The sequence below is a fragment of the Streptomyces sp. ISL-100 genome (assembly GCF_018614615.1).
In the GTDB taxonomy this organism is placed as follows: Bacteria; Actinomycetota; Actinomycetes; order Streptomycetales; family Streptomycetaceae; genus Streptomyces.
This window is the reverse complement of record NZ_JAGGOK010000029.1, coordinates 50,925-70,329: the sequence shown is the minus strand read 5'-3', so window position 1 is coordinate 70,329 and position 19,405 is coordinate 50,925. Positions and strand designations below refer to the sequence as shown.

Annotated in this window: 15 protein-coding genes; 3 read left to right on the top strand and 12 right to left on the bottom strand. The window is 70.9% G+C overall.

What is annotated here, in order from left to right; translation table 11 throughout:
• Window positions 1-11 precede the first annotated feature (11 nt).
• On the bottom strand, window positions 12-1,070 hold the full coding sequence (locus J7E89_RS12930; RefSeq protein ID WP_214972928.1) for a GTP-binding protein: 1,059 nt from the start codon (window positions 1,068-1,070) through the stop codon (window positions 12-14).
• A 133-nt stretch (window positions 1,071-1,203) separates the two neighbouring features.
• Here J7E89_RS12930 and J7E89_RS12925 point away from each other — a divergent pair, with 133 nt between their 5' ends.
• Both J7E89_RS12925 and J7E89_RS12920 read left to right on the top strand, forming a co-directional pair.
• Window positions 1,204-2,898 (top strand): sensor histidine kinase, encoded by a 1,695-nt coding sequence (locus J7E89_RS12925; protein ID WP_214972927.1) that lies wholly within the window; start codon window positions 1,204-1,206, stop codon window positions 2,896-2,898.
• A complete protein-coding gene (locus J7E89_RS12920; RefSeq protein ID WP_214972926.1) occupies window positions 2,895-3,575 on the top strand; it encodes a response regulator in 681 nt (226 codons plus the stop codon). Before J7E89_RS12925 ends, J7E89_RS12920 begins: the two co-directional genes overlap by 4 nt.
• Before the next feature lie 39 nt (window positions 3,576-3,614).
• Here the strand turns inward: J7E89_RS12920 and J7E89_RS12915 are convergent, their stop codons facing one another.
• From J7E89_RS12915 to J7E89_RS12895, 5 genes are all read right to left on the bottom strand, one after another.
• Window positions 3,615-5,207, bottom strand: coding sequence for a cation acetate symporter (locus J7E89_RS12915; protein ID WP_214972925.1), 1,593 nt, complete (start codon window positions 5,205-5,207; stop codon window positions 3,615-3,617).
• A complete protein-coding gene (locus J7E89_RS12910) occupies window positions 5,204-5,683 on the bottom strand; it encodes a DUF485 domain-containing protein (protein ID WP_214972924.1) in 480 nt (159 codons plus the stop codon). The genes J7E89_RS12915 and J7E89_RS12910 overlap by 4 nt, the downstream gene beginning before the upstream one ends.
• A gap of 113 nt (window positions 5,684-5,796) precedes the next feature.
• A complete protein-coding gene (locus J7E89_RS12905; RefSeq protein ID WP_214972922.1) occupies window positions 5,797-6,462 on the bottom strand; it encodes a response regulator transcription factor in 666 nt (221 codons plus the stop codon).
• Complete coding sequence (locus tag J7E89_RS12900) at window positions 6,459-7,628, bottom strand: sensor histidine kinase (RefSeq protein WP_214972920.1); 1,170 nt, start codon at window positions 7,626-7,628, stop codon at window positions 6,459-6,461. The genes J7E89_RS12905 and J7E89_RS12900 overlap by 4 nt, the downstream gene beginning before the upstream one ends.
• A 94-nt stretch (window positions 7,629-7,722) precedes the next feature.
• Window positions 7,723-9,843 (bottom strand): type IIA DNA topoisomerase subunit B, encoded by a 2,121-nt coding sequence (locus tag J7E89_RS12895; RefSeq protein ID WP_214972918.1) that lies wholly within the window; start codon window positions 9,841-9,843, stop codon window positions 7,723-7,725.
• A gap of 432 nt (window positions 9,844-10,275) precedes the next feature.
• Between J7E89_RS12895 and J7E89_RS12890 the strand changes: the two genes are divergently transcribed.
• Complete coding sequence (locus J7E89_RS12890) at window positions 10,276-10,506, top strand: hypothetical protein (RefSeq protein WP_214972917.1); 231 nt, start codon at window positions 10,276-10,278, stop codon at window positions 10,504-10,506.
• Between the two features lie 116 nt (window positions 10,507-10,622).
• Here J7E89_RS12890 and J7E89_RS12885 read toward each other — a convergent pair whose 3' ends face one another.
• The 6 genes from J7E89_RS12885 to J7E89_RS12860 form a co-directional block, all read right to left on the bottom strand.
• The gene (locus J7E89_RS12885; protein WP_214972915.1) at window positions 10,623-11,453 is read right to left on the bottom strand and encodes a serine protease; all 831 of its coding nucleotides are present in this window, start codon (window positions 11,451-11,453) and stop codon (window positions 10,623-10,625) included.
• A gap of 133 nt (window positions 11,454-11,586) precedes the next feature.
• Window positions 11,587-13,164 (bottom strand): RNA polymerase sigma factor, encoded by a 1,578-nt coding sequence (locus tag J7E89_RS12880; protein ID WP_214972912.1) that lies wholly within the window; start codon window positions 13,162-13,164, stop codon window positions 11,587-11,589.
• Between the two features lie 364 nt (window positions 13,165-13,528).
• Entirely contained in the window at window positions 13,529-14,416 is an 888-nt protein-coding gene (locus J7E89_RS12875) for a FadR/GntR family transcriptional regulator (RefSeq protein WP_214972910.1), read from the bottom strand.
• Between the two features lie 160 nt (window positions 14,417-14,576).
• Complete coding sequence (locus J7E89_RS12870) at window positions 14,577-16,349, bottom strand: ATP-binding cassette domain-containing protein (RefSeq protein WP_214972908.1); 1,773 nt, start codon at window positions 16,347-16,349, stop codon at window positions 14,577-14,579.
• A gap of 106 nt (window positions 16,350-16,455) precedes the next feature.
• Window positions 16,456-17,220 (bottom strand): NUDIX domain-containing protein, encoded by a 765-nt coding sequence (locus tag J7E89_RS12865; RefSeq protein WP_214973143.1) that lies wholly within the window; start codon window positions 17,218-17,220, stop codon window positions 16,456-16,458.
• 99 nt (window positions 17,221-17,319) lie between these two features.
• On the bottom strand, window positions 17,320-19,326 hold the full coding sequence (locus J7E89_RS12860; RefSeq protein ID WP_214972905.1) for a glycogen debranching N-terminal domain-containing protein: 2,007 nt from the start codon (window positions 19,324-19,326) through the stop codon (window positions 17,320-17,322).
• Window positions 19,327-19,405 lie beyond the last annotated feature (79 nt).

Here is a 19,405-nt window from a genome sequence, read left to right as displayed (position 1 = left end):
ACCCTCCGCTCTCAGCTCTCGCCCTGCACGTACCGCAGCACTCCCCACATGCTGTGCTCATCGGCAGCGGCAGCGGCACCCGCACCCCGCACCCCCTCCGCCCGGCAGCCCGCGAGTTCCTTGCCGAGCGCTTCGTCGTCCGTCCCGGAGCCGATCAGCACGAGCTGCGTGATCCTCGGCTCGTCGCGCCCCCAGGGCTCGGGGTAGAAGCGCAGGAACCGGCCCACCGCATGCACCCCGTACCGGTTGCGCGAGTCGGCCGTACCGAAGTCGACGTACCCCTTGATCCGGTAGAGCCCCTCCGGCCGGGTGTCGAGGAAGTCCATGAGCCGCCGCGGGTTCATCGGCACGTCGGAGGTGAAGGAGACACTCTCGTACGCCGCATGCAGATGATCGCCGTGGCAGTCGTGCGCTTCCTCCTCGCTCCGCAGGTCGTCGAACGACAACTGCCGCACCTTCTCCTCGCCGTCCGGCCGCACCGCCGGGTCGAAGAGCAGCTCCGGATCGATCCGCCCGTACGACGCATGGACCACGGCGGTGCCGCCGCTCAGCTCCCCAACCGTGTCCAGGACCCGCCCGAGCTGCTCCTCCCCCACCCGGTCCGTCTTGTTCAGCACGACGAGGTCGGCGACGGCGAGATGCCGGTCCAGCTCGGGATGACGCTCCCGCGTCGCCTCGAACTCGACGGCATCGACGACCTCGGCCAGCCCCCCGTACACAATCCGCTCGTTCTCGCTGGCCAGGATCATCCGGACCAGCTCCTGCGGCTCGGCGAGCCCGCTCGCCTCGATGACGATCACGTCGAGACGTGCGGCGGGCCGGGTCAGCTTCTCCAGGTACTCGTCGAGCTCACTCACGTCTACGGCGCAGCACAGACACCCGTTGCCCAGCGAAACGGTGGAGTCCCCGAGCTGCCCGGCAACGGCCATCGCGTCGATCTCGATGGCCCCGAAGTCGTTGACGATCGCACCGATCCTGGTACCCCGGCTCTGCGCGAGCAGGTGGTTGAGCAAGGTCGTCTTGCCGGAACCCAGGAAGCCCGCGAGGACGATGACCGGGATCTGCTTCATGCTGACCAGGGGCCTTTCTCGTAGCGCCGGAACAGGCCGCCCCAGGATATTGGCGCCCTGGCCGCGCCTCGGACGGCCCCGGACGCCCACGGAATTTCGGAAAGGTGTGCCCGGCGCTTTACCGTTCGTAGACATGAGCGCCCCACCGACCTCCTCCGGCAGACGACTGCGTCTGGGCTGGCCCCAGCGCGTCTTCTCGCAGGTCCTCCTGATGCAGCTGGCCATCGCCACCGGCGTCACCGTGCTCGCCACCGGCCTCTTCCTCGCCCCGCTCAGCGCTCAGCTGGACGACGAAGCGATGCGGCGCGCGCTCGCGATCGCGCAGACCACCGCTGCCCAGCCGCAGCTCGCCGGCGCGGTGACCGGCTCCCGGCCCACCGTGGAAGGGCCCGTTCAGGCCGAGGCGGACCGCATCAGGCGCTCCACCGGCGCCGAGTACGTCGTGGTCATGAACGAGCGCGGCGTCCGCTGGTCCCACACCGACCCCCGCCAGATCGGCAAGGTCGTCTCCACCGACCCCAGCGAGGCGCTCGCAGGCCGCGAGGTCATGGAAATCGACGAGGGTACGCTCGGCCGCTCCGCCCGCGGCAAGGTCCCGCTGCGCGACGCCGGCGGCGAGATCGTCGGCGCGGTGTCGGTCGGCATCGAGTACGACAGCGTCCGCGCCCGGCTGCTGGCGGCGATCCCCGGGCTGCTGGCGTACGCGGGCGGCGCACTCGCCGTCGGCGCGGTGGCGGCGTATCTCATCTCCCGAAGACTCCAGCGGCAGACCCATGACCTGGCGTTCTCCGACATCTCCGCGCTGCTGGCCGAGCGCGAGGCCATGCTGCACGGCATCCGGGAAGGCGTCGTCGCCCTCGACGCCGCCGGCCGCATCCGGCTGATGAACGACGAGGCCCAGCGGCTGCTCGGCCTCGGCCCGGAGGCCACGGGGCAGCCGCTCGACGAAGTGCTGGGGGAAGGGCGTACCGCGGATGTGCTCGCGGGTCGGGTGACCGGCGACGACCTGCTGACCGTGCGAGGGCAGCGCGTGCTCGTCACCAACCGGATGCCTACGGACGACGGCGGCGCCGTGGCGACCCTGCGCGATCGTACCGAGCTGGAGCGGCTCGGCCGCGAGCTGGACTCGACGCGCGGTCTGATCGACGCCCTTCGCGCCCAGGACCACGAGCACGCCAACCGGATGCATACGCTCCTCGGCCTGCTGGAGCTGGGCATGCACGAGGAGGCGGTGGAGTTCGTGACGGAGGTCGCGGGGGTGCACCGCGCCACCGCCGAGCAGATCACCGAGAAGATCCACGACCCGATGCTGGCGGCGCTGCTGGTAGGGAAGGCCACGGTCGCCGCCGAGCGCGGGGTCGCGCTCCGGCTCTCCGACGCGACGCTGCTGCCCGACCGGCTGGTGGACCCGCGCGGTCTGGTCACCGTCGTCGGCAATCTGGTGGACAACGCGCTGGACGCCTCGGCCGGGTCCGCGGACGCTGTGATCGAGGTCGAGCTGCGGGCTCGCGAGCGTACGGCCGTACTGCGGGTGACCGACAGCGGGCCCGGTGTCCCGGCCGAACAACGCGAGCTGATCTTCACGGAGGGGTGGTCGACCAAGGAACTCCCGGCCCACGGGAAGCGCGGCCTGGGCCTCGCGATGGTGCGCAGGCTCGCGGAGCGGCAGGGCGGCACCGCCCGGGTCGGCGAGGGGGCGCGGGGCGGAGCCGAATTCACCGTCGTACTGCCGGAGGCTCTGACGGACGCCGGGCTGACGGACGCCGGGCCGAGCGACGAGGAACTGACCACGGCGGCGGCGTTCGACACGGCGGGAGAGACGCGATGATCGACGTACTGGTGGTGGACGACGACGTCCGCGTCGCGGAAATCAACGCGGCGTACGTAACCAAGGTCGCCGGCTTCCGCGTCGCCGGCCTGGCCCACTGTGCCGCCGACGCGCTGGCGCAGCTCCAGGCCGTCCACGTCGACCTGGTGCTCCTGGACCACTATCTGCCGGACCGGAACGGACTCGCGCTCGTCCAGGAGCTGCGCGCCCTCGGTCTCCAGACCGACGTGATCATGGTGACGGCGGCGCGCGACATCGGGACCGTCCAGGCGGCGATGCGCCAGGGAGCCCTCCAGTACCTGGTGAAGCCCTTCAACTTCGCCGGGCTGCGCACAAAGCTCGAGGCGTACGCCGCGCTGCGCCGGACCCTCGACGGCGGCGGCGAGGCGGAACAGGCCGAGGTGGACCGCATCTTCGGAGCGCTCTCCGTGACCGGCTCCGCCGACCTCCCCAAGGGACACTCGCCCACCACAGCAGCCATGGTCCGGCAGGTGCTGCTGGCCGCCGGAGGACCACTGTCCGCTCAGGAGATCGCGGAGCGGGCGGGCATGAGCCGACAGACCGCGCAGCGTTATCTGAAGCTGCTGGAACGGTCGGGGCGGGTACGGCTCAGCCTCAAGTACGGCGAGACGGGCCGCCCGGAGCACCGGTACGCGTGGACGGCAAGCGGCCGCTGAGCGCGTGCGGCGCGTCCGGGGCCGGGACGGCCCCGGGCCTCAGACCGCGCCCGCGCCCGTGAGCGAACGCACCTCTGTCTCCGCGTGTTTGGCCTCGTCCGGCGGTTCGGGCGACAGCACGGTCCCGGCCCAGCCCGCGAGGAAGCCCAGCGGGATCGAGAATAGGCCCGGGTTCTGCAGCGGAAAGAGCTGGAAGTCAACGCCGGGGAACAGCGCTTCGGGGCTGCCGGAGACGACCGGCGAGAGCAACACGAGCAGCACGGCCGGGATCAGGCCGCCGTACACCGACCAGACCGCGCCGCGAGTGGTGAAGTTCCGCCAGAACAGCGAGTAGAGCAGCGCCGGCAGATTGGCGGACGCGGCGACCGCGAAGGCCAGGCCGACGAGGAAGGCGACATTCAGGTCGCGGGCGAGCAGGCCCAGGGCGATGGCCACGGCTCCGATGCCCGCCGCCGCGATACGGGCGACCGCGACCTCACTGTGCTGCTTGGCGCGGCGCCGCTTCAGCGAGGCGTAGAGATCGTGGGCCACGGAGGCGGAGGAAGCCAGCGTGATGCCGGCCACGACCGCGAGGATGGTGGCGAAGGCGATGGCCGCGACGACGGCGAAGAGAACCGTTCCTCCTGTGGAGCCGGCGCCGCCGCCCAGGTCGAGCGCGAGCAGCGGAACCGCCGTGTTCCCCGCCGCGTTGGACGCCCGTACCTCGTCGGATCCGACCACAGCCGCCGCACCGAAGCCGAGCACGATCGTCATCAGGTAGAAGCTGCCGATGAGGCCGACGGACCAGACGACCGAGCGGCGGGCGGCGCGTGCGGTCGGCACGGTGTAGAAGCGGGACAGGATGTGCGGCAGACCGGCCGTGCCGAGGACGAGTGCGAGACCGAGGCTGATGAAGTCGAAGCGGGCCGTCCAGTCCCCGCCGTACCGGAGGCCGGGCGACAGGAAGTCCCTGCCGTGACCGCTGCGCTCCGCGGCCGAGAGCAGCAGCTGGTTGAAGTCGCCGTGGAAGCGCACCAGGACGAGCACGGTGAGCGCGACCGTACCGGCCATCAGCAGCACTGCTTTGACGATCTGAATCCAGGTAGTGGCCCGCATCCCTCCCAGCGATACATAGATCACCATCAGCGCACCCACGCCGATGACCGTCCAGGAGCGCGCGGCCTCGCTGCTCCCGCCCAGCAGCAGCGCGACCAGGCTGCCCGCCCCCACCATCTGCGCCACCAGATAGAGAACGGACACGGTGACCGAAGAAGTTCCCACCGCGATACGGACAGGTCGCTCCCTCATCCGGGCGGCGACGACATCGGCGAGTGTGAACCGGCCGCAGTTGCGGACGAGTTCGGCGACAAGCAGCAGGACGACGAGCCACGCCACGAGGAAGCCGACGGAGTAGAGCATGCCGTCGTAGCCGAAGAGCGCGATCAGCCCCGAGATGCCGAGGAAGGACGCGGCGGACATGTAGTCGCCCGCGATGGCGAAACCGTTCTCCATGGGCGAGAACAGCCGTCCCCCCGCGTAGAACTCCTCCGCCGAGCCGTGCCGGTTGCGGCTCACCCAGGTCGTGATGGCCAGTGTCGCCGCGACGAACGCGCAGAACAGCACTAGCGCGAGCGTCTGGTGGTCGCTGCTCATCGCTTGATCCCCCGGGTCAGTTCCTGCGTGTCCCAGCGGAGATCGAGCGCCGCGCGGTCCCTGCGCAGCCGCGCGTGTCGTGCGTACGCCCAAGTCAGCAGGAAGGTGGTGAGGAACTGGCCGAGTCCGGCGACCATCGCGACGTTCACCGCACCCGCGACGGGGCGGGCCATCAGGTCGTGCGCGGTGGTCGCCGCGACGACGTAGACGACGTACCACGTGAAGAAGGCGAGCGTCGCGGGAACGACGAACCGCCGGTAGCGGCTGCGCACTTCCTGGAAGGCGGCGCTGCGCTGCACCTCCAGATAGATCTCGGCCGCGCTGTGGCCGGACCCGGGGCCCTCGGGCGCCGGCGGTGTGACCGGCGCGGGGGCGCCCGTACCGTCCAGCTCGCCCCAGCCGGAGGCGAGGGCGTCGTACCAGGGATCGTCGAACCGCACCGCCGCCGCGGCCTCGCGCCCGTCGTGCTTCTCCACCGGACAACTCTCCTTGTCCGCGGACAAATTGTCCGCGTGCCCAAGGATGGGCAGAGTGGGAAGATCCGGGCCTCTTCAATCCCCTTACTTCACCCCTTCAGGTGACTGGGTGACTAGGTGACGGATGTCCCGGGTGGCTGTGCGAGCCCGTGCCGGTAGGCGTACCGCACCGCTTGCGCCCGGTCGCGCACGCCCGCCTTGGCGAAGAGGTTGTTGATGTGGGTCTTTACAGTGGCCGTGCCGATGTGCAGCGTGCGGGCGATCTCGGCGTTGGAGAGCCCCTCCGCGACGAGCGACAGCACCTCGGCCTCGCGCCGGGTGAGACCGTCGGGCAGCTCGGCCGGCGCGCTCGTGACGGGGGCGGTGACCTGCTCCAGGAGGCGCAGTTGGACCGCGGGCGCGAGCCCCGCCCGGCCCGACACAACATCGGCGACGGCACGTGCGATCTCCTCGCCGCCCGCGTCCTTGGTGAGATAACCGCGCGCCCCGGCCCGCAGCGCCGCGAAGAGCGAGTCGTCGTCCGCGTACGTCGTGAGCACCACCACCTGGGTCGCGGGATGGGCGGAGCGGATACGGAGAGTCGCCTCCACACCGTCGCAGCGCGGCATCCGCAGGTCCATCAGGACGACGTCGGGCGCGTGCGCGGCGACGAGTGCGACCGCTTCGTCGCCGTCCTTCGCCGCGCCGACCACCTCGATGCCGGGCAACAGGCCGAGGATCAGCACGATGCCCTCGCGCACCATCGCCTGGTCGTCGGCCACGACGACTCTCGCGGTCATGCCGGCACCCGCAGCAGCACCGCGTATCCCTTACCGTCCGGCCCCGCCTCCAGGCTGCCGCCGAGCAGTTCGGCCCGTTCCCGCATCCCCAGCAGGCCGTAGCCGCAGCCGGAGGCCGTAAGTTCGCCGGCATGGCCCACGGCGCCGGCCGCGCCCGAGTCCCGTACGTCCAAAGCCACTTCCCCCTCCCCGTACACGAGCAGGATACGAACCGTCGCCCCCGGAGCGTGCTTGCGTACGTTCGTCAACGCCTCCTGCGCCACCCGCCGCACCGTCTGCGACGCCTCGGCGGACAGCGGCCTGCGCTCCCCGGACACTTCGAGCGTCGCGCCCCCTGAAGGCGCCACCAGTTCCCGCAGGAAGGACTCCACGGCCACCACCTCACCGCGCAGCGCGGAGAGCGCCTGGCGGGTCTCCGCGAGCCCCTCACGTGCCATGCCGCGCGCCGCCACCCGCTCCAGGATCTGCGCCCGGTCCGCGCCCTGCTCGATCTGGATCCGCGCGGCCTCCAGGTGCACCATCTGCGCGGAGAGACTGTGGGCCAGAACGTCGTGGATCTCGCGCGCGATACGGGCGCGCTCAGCCAGGGCCGCGGACTCGGCCTCCGCCGTACGGGCGGCCCGCTCCTGCGCCAGCAGCCGGAACCCGGCGCCGCGGGCCTGTGCGTCGAGGCGCAGCGCGTAGCCGATGATCATGATCCCGATCCCCAGGAAGGCCGGCTCCGCGCCCCCGTCGTCGTTTACGGCGTGCGCTGCCAGGACGGCCGTGGACACGGGCAGGGCGGCGGCGAGCGGCAGCCGCGCCATGGCCTGTACGGCGCACATGATCCACAGGATGGAGGCCGGGCTCAGCGCCCCCGCGGCGTACGAGCCGGCCCCAACCAGGGCCACCACGCCGAGCGCCCCCACCGCCGGCAGCAGCCGGTTGAGCCTCGTGAGCCGTTCATAGGCGTGGGCGGCGACGACGCACAGCCCGACCCCGGCCACCGGGACCACGGCGGCGGCGCCCCGGAAGACCCCCGAGCCGTACGCCGTCCACAGGACCCAGGTGATCATCGACGCCCAGACGACGCCGTCGATGACCATGCGCACCCGCGGCACACCGAGCCGCGACAGGGCCTCCGCTGAAGGCCACGCGGTCCAGCCACCGTTCCCCTGCGATGTCATGGAACGACCCTACGGACCGGGCTCCCACGCGGGATCGGCTCGTGGGTGGAGCTGTGCGCTCCACCCACAGGTGGACTGCGCGATCCGCCGGGACTCAGGCGTCGATGCGCGAGCGGTCCAGGGTGGCCGCCGAGCTGGTGATGAACTCCTTGCGGGGCGCGACCTCGTTGCCCATCAGCAGGTCGAAGACCTGCTCGGAGGACTCCAGGTCACCGATGTTGATCCGGCGCAGTGTGCGGTGACGCGGGTCCATCGTGGTCTCCGCCAGCTGGTCCGCGTCCATCTCGCCGAGGCCCTTGTAGCGCTGGATGGAGTCCTTGAAGCGCACGTTCTTGCGCTGGTACTCCAGCAGCTTCTGCCGCAGCTCGCTGTCCGAGTACGTGTAGACGTACTTGTCCTGGCCCTTCTTGGGCTGGATGAGCTCGATCCGGTGCAGCGGCGGTACGGCGGCGAAGACGCGTCCCGCCTCGACCATCGGCCGCATGTAGCGCTGGAAGAGCGTCAGCAGCAGGCAGCGGATGTGCGCGCCGTCGACATCGGCGTCGACGAGCAGCACGATCTTGCCGTAGCGAGCGGCGTCGATGTCGAAGGTCCGCCCGGACCCCGCTCCTATGACCTGGATGATGGCGCCGCACTCGGCGTTCTTGAGCATGTCCGAGACGGACGACTTCTGGACGTTGAGGATCTTGCCCCGGATGGGCAGCAGCGCCTGGAATTCGGAGTTCCGGGCGAGCTTGGCCGTACCGAGCGCCGAGTCTCCCTCGACGATGAAGAGCTCGCTGCGCTCCACGTCGTCGCTGCGGCAGTCGGCGAGCTTCGCCGGCAGCGAGGAGGACTCCAGCGCGGTCTTGCGGCGCTGCGCCTCCTTGTGCTGGCGGGCCGCGATGCGCGTCCGCGCGGCGGCGACGACCTTCTCCATGACGGAGCGCGCCTGCTGCTTGGCGTCGCGCTTGGGGGAGGTCAGGAAGGCCTTGAGCTCCTTGGCGACGACATTGCCGACGATCCGCGCGGCCGCCGACGTACCGAGGATCTCCTTTGTCTGGCCCTCGAACTGCGGCTCCGCCAGTCGCACCGTGACGACCGCGGTGAGGCCCTCCATGGCGTCGTCCTTGACGACGTCGTCCTCGGCCACGCGCAGCAGCTTGGCCGAGCGCAGCGCCTCGTTGACGGTCTTGGTGAGGGCGCGCTCGAAGCCGGAGATGTGGGTGCCGCCCTTGGGGGTGGCGATGATGTTGACGAAGGACCGGACGGTGGTGTCGTACCCCGTCCCCCAGCGCAGTGCGATGTCGACGCCCAGCTCACGGGTGACCTCGGTGGCGGTCATGTGGCCGCGGTCGTCGAGGACCGGCACGGTCTCCTTGAAGGTGCCCTGTCCGGTCAGCCGCAGAACGTCGCAGATGGCCTTGTCCTGCGCGAGGTATTCGCAGAACTCGCTGATGCCGCCGTCGAAGCGGAAGACCTCTTCGGTCTTGCCCTCGCCCTCTATGGCGCGCTCGTCGCGTACGACGATGGTCAGGCCGGGTACGAGGAAGGCCGTCTGGCGGGCGCGCTGGTACAGCGTGTCCAGATTGAGCTTGGCGTCCTTGAGGAAGATCTGGTGGTCGGCCCAGTAGCGCACGCGCGTGCCGGTGCGCGTCTTGGGGACCCGCTTGCCCTTGCGCAGTCCGTTCGCCGGGTCGAAGGGGGAGTCGGGGCCGGACTCGATGAACATGCCGGGGACACCGCGCCGGAAACTGATGGCGTGCGTGGCGCTGTTGCGGTCGACCTCGACGTCCAGACGGGCGGAGAGAGCGTTGACGACGGAGGCACCGACACCGTGCAGGCCGCCGGAGGCCGCATAGGAACCGCCGCCGAACTTGCCGCCGGCGTGCAGCTTGGTCATCACGACCTCGACGCCGGACAGGCCCGTCTTGGGCTCGACGTCCACCGGGATGCCGCGGCCGTTGTCCTGGACCTCGACCGAGCCGTCCTCGTGGAGGATGACTTCGATGTGGTCGCAGTAGCCGCCGAGGGCTTCGTCGACGGAGTTGTCGATGATCTCCCACAGGCAGTGCATGAGGCCACGGCTGTCGGTGGACCCGATGTACATGCCAGGGCGCTTGCGGACTGCCTCCAGCCCCTCGAGTACGAGGAGGTGCCGCGCGGTGTAGTTGGAGCCGTCACGGTCTGCACCGGTCAGAAGCGCAGTGGACGGCACGGACGTCTCGGCGGTCACGCGGTTCGCTCCTCGCTGAATTTCAAATGTGTCCCGATGGGGTACGGGCCCGGCGTGGGTCGCCGGTCAGAGGGTACCGAGGCCTGGTAGAGCCGATGTAACGCCACCCTCAGGAAAACTCATGCTAGTCCAGAGTCGTATGCACGTTCGATCCCTCGATGGGGTGACGTGGACATCACGTTCCCTTCTAGGCATGAACCATTTAGGCTCCGGGCACGTCCTCATCAACAACCGGCAAGCCAGCCGGGAGGACAATTACCCAATAATCGACGCGAACCCGTAGAGCGACGCAATACGGCTCCTTCGCCGCTAACCGGCAGCAGACAGCCACCTCGGAAGATTTTTCAAGGAAAAGCCACGAGCGGGAACGTTTTCGGCCTGGTTGGATGTTGACCCTGGTACGACAGCTCGTCGAGCTAGAGAAGAGGCGACGTGACTACTGTTCTGACCCCCGCGAGCCCCCTGACGGCCGCTGACCGATGCGACCGCTGCGGCGCCCAGGCCTACCTGCGCGTTGTCCTGGCCAGCGGCGGCGAACTGCTCTTTTGCGCCCACCACGGACGTAAGTTCGAGCCGGAACTCAAGAAGATCGCCGCTGAAATACAGGACGAGACCGACCGGCTGACCCCCGTGCCGCCGTCCCCGGAAGCCGAGGACCGCTGAGAACGCCGACCCCTCGCGATCACGACGAGCCACTGGCCGGTTACTGAACCGGTTGACGGGCGGTCTCCCCGGCTGGTCCGGGGAAGGCCGCCCGTTCTCGTACGCTGCAAGCGTAATCAGCTTCTTTCGGCCCACGATTCAGGGGCCGCCGCGAGGCGTGCGTACACTCCGGGGCTCTCCGCCCGACCGCAGCCACTCCCCCAGGAGACGAGCCCGATCAGCCGGCCGTCGGCCACCAGCGGTCCGCCGCTGTCCCCCTGGCAGGCGTCGTGGCCCCCGTTCCCGTCTGCCGCGCACAGCATCGTGGCAGCGCTGTACGTTCCGTCGGCGTGCCCGGGGTAAGCCTTCTCGCAGGCGCTCTCGGGCAGCACCTTCACCGGTGCGGCCCGCAGGTCGTCCGCGTACACCCCGCCGCCCGTCGTATCGCCCCAGCCGTAGACGACCGCGGCCGTGCCTGCCTTGTACGCGGCGTGCCCCGGCCCCGCCGCCTTGATGGCGTGATCCGCGGGAAGCGGGCTCGCCAGCGTGAGCAGCGCGAAGTCCCCGGCATTCGTCCCGGGGTCGTAACCCGGATTGAGCAGGACGCCGCTCACCGCGATCTCGCGGCCACCCGACCCCTTCAGCTCGCTGCGGCCCGCGATGACCTCCAGGTCGAGCACCTGCCTCACAGGTACGCCGAGCACCTCCTTGGTCACGCAGTGCGCCGCCGTCAGCACCCTGTCCGGCGCCACCTGCACGCCCCCGCAGAATTGCCCCGACCGCGTACCCCCGAACCGGTCACGGCTGGCGAGGGCCACCACCCAGGGCGCCTGCGCGATCTCTACCGGCTTGCCCCCTATCACCACACCGTCCGGGACGGTGGTACCACCCGAAGCCTGTGGCGCCGCAAGGGCCACGGCCGTCAGGGCCAGCGCCCCTGTCAGCGATCCGGCAAAAGAGCGACGCATACGGCCTCCTGGCTCGGTCCTGCGATGGCACCCCCAGCCTCGGCCGGACCCCTGCGCGCCGCACCCGCGAAAAACCGGAGGCCCGGAGTCTCACGTACGAGACTCCGGGCCCGGCGGTGAAGGAACGTACGACCTAGTCGAGGTAGTCCCGCAGCACCTGCGAGCGCGACGGGTGGCGCAGCTTCGACATCGTCTTCGACTCGATCTGACGGATGCGCTCACGCGTCACGCCGTAGACCTTGCCGATCTCGTCCAGCGTCTTCGGCTGGCCGTCGGTGAGGCCGAATCGCATGGACACGACACCGGCCTCGCGCTCGGACAGGGTGTCCAGCACCGAGTGCAGCTGCTCCTGGAGGAGCGTGAAGGAGACCGCGTCGGCCGGGACGACCGCCTCGGAGTCCTCGATGAGGTCACCGAACTCGCTGTCGCCGTCCTCGCCGAGCGGGGTGTGCAGCGAGATGGGCTCGCGGCCGTACTTCTGGACCTCGATGACCTTCTCGGGGGTCATGTCGAGTTCCTTGGCGAGCTCCTCCGGGGTGGGCTCGCGGCCCAGGTCCTGGAGCATCTGGCGCTGGACGCGGGCCAGCTTGTTGATGACCTCGACCATGTGCACCGGGATACGGATGGTGCGGGCCTGATCGGCCATCGCGCGGGTGATCGCCTGCCGGATCCACCAGGTGGCGTACGTCGAGAACTTGTAGCCCTTGGTGTAGTCGAACTTCTCGACCGCGCGGATCAGACCGAGGTTCCCCTCCTGGATGAGGTCCAGGAAGAGCATGCCGCGGCCGGTGTAGCGCTTGGCCAGCGAGACCACGAGACGGAGGTTGGCCTCCAGGAGGTGGTTCTTGGCGCGGCGGCCGTCCTCGGCGATGATCTCCAGTTCGCGCTTGAGCTTCGGCGCGAGCTTGTCGCTGCTGGCCAGCTTGTCCTCGGCGAACAGGCCCGCCTCGATGCGCTTGGCGAGCTCCACCTCCTGCTCGGCGTTGAGGAGGGGAACCTTGCCGATCTGCTTGAGGTAGTCCTTGACAGGGTCGGCGGTGGCGCCGGCGACAGCGACCTGCTGCGCGGGAGCGTCGTCCTCGTCGTCGTCGGAGAGAACGAAGCCCTTGGCCTCGCCGCCCTCTTCCTCTTCGTCGGTGCCCGGCTTGGCCGAGGTCTCCTCGGCGGAGTCCTCGCCGTCGCCGGCCTCGTCCGAGTCCTTCTTGGCGGAGGTCTTCCTGGCTGCCGTCTTCTTGGCGGAGGTCTTCTTCGCAGCGGTCTTCTTCGCGGCCGTCTTCTTGGCCGCGGCCTTCTTCACCGGCTCGGAGGCGACGGTCGCCACGGCATCGTCGTCGGCCACGGCGTCCACGGATTCCGATGCCGCAGCGACGGTGGCCGCGACCGTCCTGGCGGGGGCCGACCGGTCCGCGTCGGCCGCGACGGCCTTGGTGGCGGTGCGCTTGGCCGGGCTCTTCGCTGCGACGCTCTTGCGGGGGCGCTTGGGCGACTCCGCGGCAGTGACCATCAGCGTCACACCCTCTTCCTCGAGGATCTGGTTGAGGCTGCGCAGAACGTTCTTCCACTGGGCCGCCGGAATCTGGTCGGCCAAGAATGCCTGGCGTACGTCATCGCCCGCGATCTGCCCAGCAGCCTTTCCCCGCTCGATAAGCGCCATCACAGACTCGGACTCGGCGATCTCCGGCGGGAGCGTACGGGATGTGCTGGCCGACACGAACAACCTCTCGGAACGATGGAAACGGCTTCCGGCCTCGCCCTGAGTGGGCCACGACCGACGACATCGGGTGGGGATGAACCGACGGCGCAGGTTGAACCTCGGACTGGTTACAGCGCCACGTTCGACGGCTGCATTCCCTCTTCGGCTGTCACCTCTTAGGTCATCGCACAGTTCCGCGGAGTGTTACGCCCAATCTGCGTGGCCCGAGTCACACCCCGTACGAAATGAGGAGGAACAGAAGGGACATCGGCTCGACATCAGCTCACAACCGTGTCGCCGGACCCCATGGGATCCGGCGACACGAGGTTCGTTCGTCAGCGCAGCCGGGCCGCAAGGCGCACACCCTGGCCGTGGTCCGCGGTCAGTGCTCGCGCGGCGCCGGCACCACACGCTCCACTTCCGGGTGAACGGTGAGCAGTTGGCGCATGGCGGTCTCGGCGGCCATGGCGTCTCCCGCGGCGAGCGCGTCGACGGTACGGGAGTGGTGCACGAGCGCGGCCTCGGTGGGGCGGTCACAGCCGGTGAGAGAGCCGCCGGACACCTGGAGGGCGGCGGAGACGATGCCGGAGAGGTGTTCGAGCATGCGGTTGCCCGCGAGCTGGATGAGCAGCGAGTGGAACTCGGCGTCGGCGCGGGAGTACGTCAGGGAGTCACCCTGAGTGAGGGCGTGGCCCATGATCTCGACCATGTCGCCGAGCCGCTGCTGGAGGTCCTCGCGTCCGTGGCCGGCGGCGAGGCGGGCGGCGAGCGGCTCGATCATCCACCGCAGTTCGCCGAGTTCGCGACGCTGGTCGTCGCGCTGCGGGCCGAAGGCCCGCCATTCGATGATGTCGGGGTCGAGCAGATTCCAGTCACTGACGGGGCGGACCCGCGTGCCGACGTTGGGGCGGGCGCTGACCAGTCCCTTCGCCTCCAGTACGCGCAGCGATTCGCGTACGACGGTACGGGAGACCTCGAAGCGCTGGCCGATCTCCTCGGGGACGAGCGGACGGTCGGCGCCGAGGTCGCCGGAGACGATCATCTGGCCGAGCTGCTGGACGAGTTGGCCGTGCAGCCCGCGGCCCCGGCTGCCCGCAGAGCGGCGGCCCATCCGGCCCAGGTCCGCGTCGGCCCCGTCCCAGGAGGGTACGCCGACGCGATCGGCGCCCGGCGCCTCTGCGTAGGGGTAGCGGTCGAGTTCGCCCGGCCCGGCGAGGCCGGAGTCGGCGGGGCGGGCGGCGGTCATCATGGTGTGCGCAAGGGTACTCACGGATCTTTTGTCGGCGCGACTCCCATGACCCTTGAGGTCTTTGGTGAAAAGCACACGAAAGGGTGATCGGCGCCCGCCCTGCAATTGACGACTTATCGGAAAGAAACGGGCGTTCTCAGGGGAGTTGTGAGCGGCTGAAGGCCTTCACAGCGCGAGCCGGTCACCTATAGGTCCTGCGGCGAAGGCCGGTGAACAGATACGCACAGAGCAGGGCACACAGTGACAACGCCAGGGCCGCACCGACCGGTTGAGCCGCGACCCTCATCGCAGCCACCAGCCACGGATCGATCTCGTACGGCCATTGCAGCCACGCCACCTCGCGCAGCCTGCCCGGGAGTCCGGCCACCGACCGTGCGGACGGGGCCACGACCATCTGCTGCGCGACCGGCGCCACCAGGACCGGTACGGCGAGTACGGCGGCCACACCGGCGGCCGTGGCACGGAAGACCCCGGCGCCCAGCAGCCCTGCCCAGGCACAGCCCACGGTCAGACCGGACCAACTGACCGCCATGGAGAGCCATTTGTCGGGGACGTGCGTCAAGTCTTCGCCGTACACCAGTCTCAGGGCCTGGGCGTCGGCCACCGCGACGAGGAAGCCCAGCAGCAGCGCGGCGGCCGCGGAGACGCCCAGTTTGGCGAGGAGCAGTCCGACGCGGCGGGGAACCGTGCCTCGGGCGGCCGCGAGGGCGGGGTACCGGAACTCCTCGCCGAAGGAGATCGCTCCGAGCAGTCCGGCGCCGAACGCGGCGGGCGGCAGGGGCAGGATGTCCGGCCAGGCGGCGAGCAGGGCCGGCAGGGGGGTGCTGCCGGTGCGGGCCAGCAATACGGAGATGGTCACGGAGGCGGCCAGGACGGCGGTGGCGATGAGGAGTGTCGTTCGCGTACCGAGGAGGCGGTGCAGTTCGTAGCGCAGGGGGCGGAGCGGGCTGCGGGACGGGCGGCGGGGCAGCGACGGCAGGGACTGCAGGGACTGCAGGGGCTCCGTCGGCGCTTTGACCGGCGCCTCGGCGGCCGCGGGTTGCTGTTCCCGCGCGGGGTCTTGCCCTTGCGCGGGACCCGGTCCGGTGTCGCCGGTCTCTTCGGCGAGCCGGTGGACCGGGATTCCGTGCCGGAAGGCGGTCTCGCCGATCTGCGCGCAGTCGCTGCCGTAGACGGAGAGGCGGGTGCCGCCCTCGGTGACGACCTCGACGGAACGCCGGGCGGCGCGCGCCTCCCGGGTGACCAGCGCGCCGAGACGGGCGGCGTGCGGTGTCCTGACCGCGACGCGGGGGCGGAGCCTTGTTCTGGCGAACTCGGTGGCGTCCTGGTCCGCGACGAGGCGGCCGCCCTCGATGGTGACGACCCGGTCGGCTGTACGGGCAGCCTCCTTGGCGTCGTCGGTGGTGTAGAGCACGGTGCCGCCCTGGGCGGCGTGGCCGCGCAGCAGCCCGTACAGCCAGCAGTTCTCGCGCGGCGACAGGCCCTTGGCCGGCTCGTCGAGGAGGAGCGTGTGCGGGTCTCCCAACAGGGCGGAGGCGAGGCCGAGTCGGCGGTCCATGCCGAGGGAGAGCATGCTGAGGCGCTCGTCGGCGAGGGCGGCCAGGCCGACGAGGTCGAGCATGTCGTTCGCGCGGGCGGCCGGCACGCCGACCGCGGCGCAGAGCATGCGCAACTGGCCGCGGGCGGTACGCGCGGGGTGGCCCGGGACATCGCCAAGGAGCGCCCCGACCTCGCGGGCGGGGTGAGCGATCCGGTACAGGGGGCGGCCGCGGAAGTACGTGACGCCGCGGCCGGGCGCGAGGTCGAGCATCAGCCTGAGCACCGTGGTCTTGCCGGATCCGGCGGCACCGAGGAGGGCCGTGACCTGCCCCGGCCGGGCCTCGAAGGTGAGGTCGTCGACGGCGGGCGGGAGGTCCCGGCGGGGGGCGCTGGTGAGTCCGATGGCCTGGAGCATCGCTTCTCTCGTGTGAGGGGAGACCGCTCAGCGGCAGGGCGGTATCACAGCACGATAACGCGACATATCCGATTTTTGGCGCAGCGAAGGCCTACGGATGCAGGTGTCAGACCTCGGGGCGCAGCATGGGCGGATTGAGCAGCGTCGCCCCGCCGGCCCGGAACAACTGCGCGGGCCGGCCGCCCTGCCGGGTCGTCGTCCCGCCCGAGGGGACGAGGAAACCCGGGGTCCCCGTGACCTTGCGGTGGAAGTTGCGGGGGTCGAGCGCGACTCCCCAGACGGCTTCGTACACCCGGCGCAGCTCCCCGACGGTGAACTCCGGAGGGCAGAACGCGGTGGCGAGGGACGAGTATTCGATCTTGGAGCGGGCGCGCTCCACGCCGTCCGCGAGGATCTGGGCATGGTCGAAGGCCAGCGGGGCCGGACTCTCGTCCTCGCGGGCGTAGCCACCCTCCTGGGTGAGCAGGGCCTCCACCGGCGCCCAGCGCGCGCTGTGCGCGTCGCCGCCGGCCCGCGGGGCGGGAAGGTCCGGCGCGAGCACCAGATAGGCCACACTCACCACCCGCATACGGGGATCGCGTTTCGGGTCTCCGTACGTGGCGAGCTGTTCGAGGTGCGCCCCGTTCCCGATCGATGGGGTGCCGGGTTCGTGCGCGCACAGCCCGGTTTCCTCGGCCAGTTCGCGAGCCGCCGCCGCCCCGAGATCCTCCTCGGCCCGCACGAAGCCGCCCGGCAGCGCCCACCGGCCCTGGTAAGGCTGCTCGCCGCGACGTACGACCAGCGCGCAGAGCGCGTGACGGCGCACGGTGAGCACGACCAGATCCACGGTGACGGCGAAGGGAGGAAAGGCCGATGGGTCGTAGGGCGACATGCCGCGATCATAGTCGTCTGCCTGACGATAAACAGTCTTCTCGTCGCGGAAGCCGCCGTCCGCGGCGACCTCTTCGCGCCACTCGTCGACATCCATGGTTCAGACCCCCAACTGGAGTGCGCCGGCGGCTTCCTCGATCATGCCGAGGCCGAGCCTGCTGATGCGTACGGCGAAGGGTTCCCCCGCCACGCGCAGTCCGGAGAACTGCACGGCGCCGAGCGGCGCGCTGCGCACGGGGAACAGCGCGACCGTGCCCGCGGGGGCGTCCGGGCGGATGCCCGCCAGCGTGGTGAGCAAGTGAACCCCGGCAGCGGCGGCCACCGCCGCGGGCCGGCACGCGGCCGGATGCGGCACCGGAAGACTGTCCGCGGTGCGCTGTTCTCCGGCGTACATCTCCGGCAGCCGGTCGCCGAACGCTCCCGCCGCGTCGAGGACACCCCGCAGCAGAGCGGTCGCCTCCCGCTCGTACCCTGCCGCCGCGAGTCCCGCGACGGCGACGGCCGTTTCGTGCACGCGCACCGCGCCGCCGCGGTGGCCGAAGGGGTTGTGGCCGCTCTCCTTGGCGCCGAGGCTGCGCAGTCCCCAGCCCGAGTCCATCGCGGGACCGCCCAGCAGCCTCGCCACCTGCTCGGTCTGCACCTTGTCGAGCAGGCCCGGCGCCTGCCGTCCCGCGCCGAGCAGGCCGGTGTCCAGGAGGTGCGCGGCGGCGCCGCCGAGGTGCGGGACGAGCCGTGCCCCGGCAATGCTTGCCGCCGCCGGCCGCCCGCCCGAGCGGTCGTCGATCCAAAAGCCCTCCCGGAACGTACGGCGCAGCATGCCCGCCCATTCGCGCCATCCTTCGGCGCCAGGCCTGCCGCACTCGGCCAGCAGATCCGCGCCGAGCACCGCCGCGCGGTGGGCGTGGGCCTGGGTCTCGCTGCGCCGGGGACCGTCGGGTCCCCGTTCCGGCAGACAACCGTCGTCGTCCGCGGCTCTGCGCAGCCAGAGCAGACAGCGTTCGGCCACGGGCAACAGCTCGTCCAGGTCCTGCTCCGCCAGCCCCCATCGCCGCGCCTCCGCCAGAACCACGGGGAAGGCCAGCGTCGCCTCCACCCCCGTACAGCTGGGCGGCAGATGCGGTCCCGCGTCCCTGAGCGGGCCCGGGAGCCGCCCCTGGTCGGGCCCCCGCCCCGTCAGCTGCGTACGGGCAACGGCGCGCAGCGTGGACACGGCGAGCCGGGTGCCGAGCGGCAGCGTCATACGCGCGGCCCACAACGCCTCGGCGGGCGCGAGCCCGCAGCGCCAGGGCACTCCCGCGGCCAGATACACGTCCGCCGGATTGTGGGGGTCGCGCATCAGCAGGGCCCGCAGATCGTCGAGGCTGGTCCGCAGCAGCTCCCCCACCCTCGGGTCATCTCCTTCCGCCGTCGCCTCGAAGAGTGGCGCCGTCCCGGCCTTCGCGAGTGGCCGGGCACCACGGTCCGTACGGATCCGCAGCTCGATGGTGCGCGAGGCGCCGGGCAGCAACTCGAACTCCCAGCGCAGCAGACCTGCGGAGGCGATCGCGTCCTGGGGAGGCGGATCGGCGCTCACCACGGACTGGGCGCCCCCCGCCGACCAGCGCATGCCCGAGGCGTGCACGCTGGCGGGCAGTTCGCGCCCCTGGCGGCCCGCCGCGACGGCTCCGAGGTCCGCGAGATCGGTGCCGAGTCCGATCTCCACGCGGAGCCGAAGGGGGCGGCGCGCCGAGCTGCGCAGGATGATCCGTTCCGTGCCCTCGGCGTGCCGCAGCCGCTCCACGGCGATCTCGGGGTCCGGGCCCGCACCGGCCGGGGTACGCACCACACCCAGGAACCGGGCGCGGCCGGCCGAGACCAGCCTGCCCTGCACGGCGACCGGTTCACGCCCCGCGACCCGCAAGTGGCAGCGGGAGAGCAGCCGGCGCCCCGATTGGTAGAAACCCTCCAGCCCGTGCCCGGTGAGTTGCCCGTGTTCCGCGGAGAGTGCGAGCCCCGGCAGGTCCGCGCAGATCAGCAGGGCATGCACCGAGGGCAGCTCACCGGGAGGCCGGGGGCCTCCCCCGGGCGGCCGCCCCGCGGCGGCGGGGGACGGGGCGGTGAGGGTCATGCGGTGCCTCCTCTGCGCTCATGATGGCCGCCCCGGTCGGGGCGGCGCGGGGCGTTCGCGCTACCGCCACCCGTGTGAA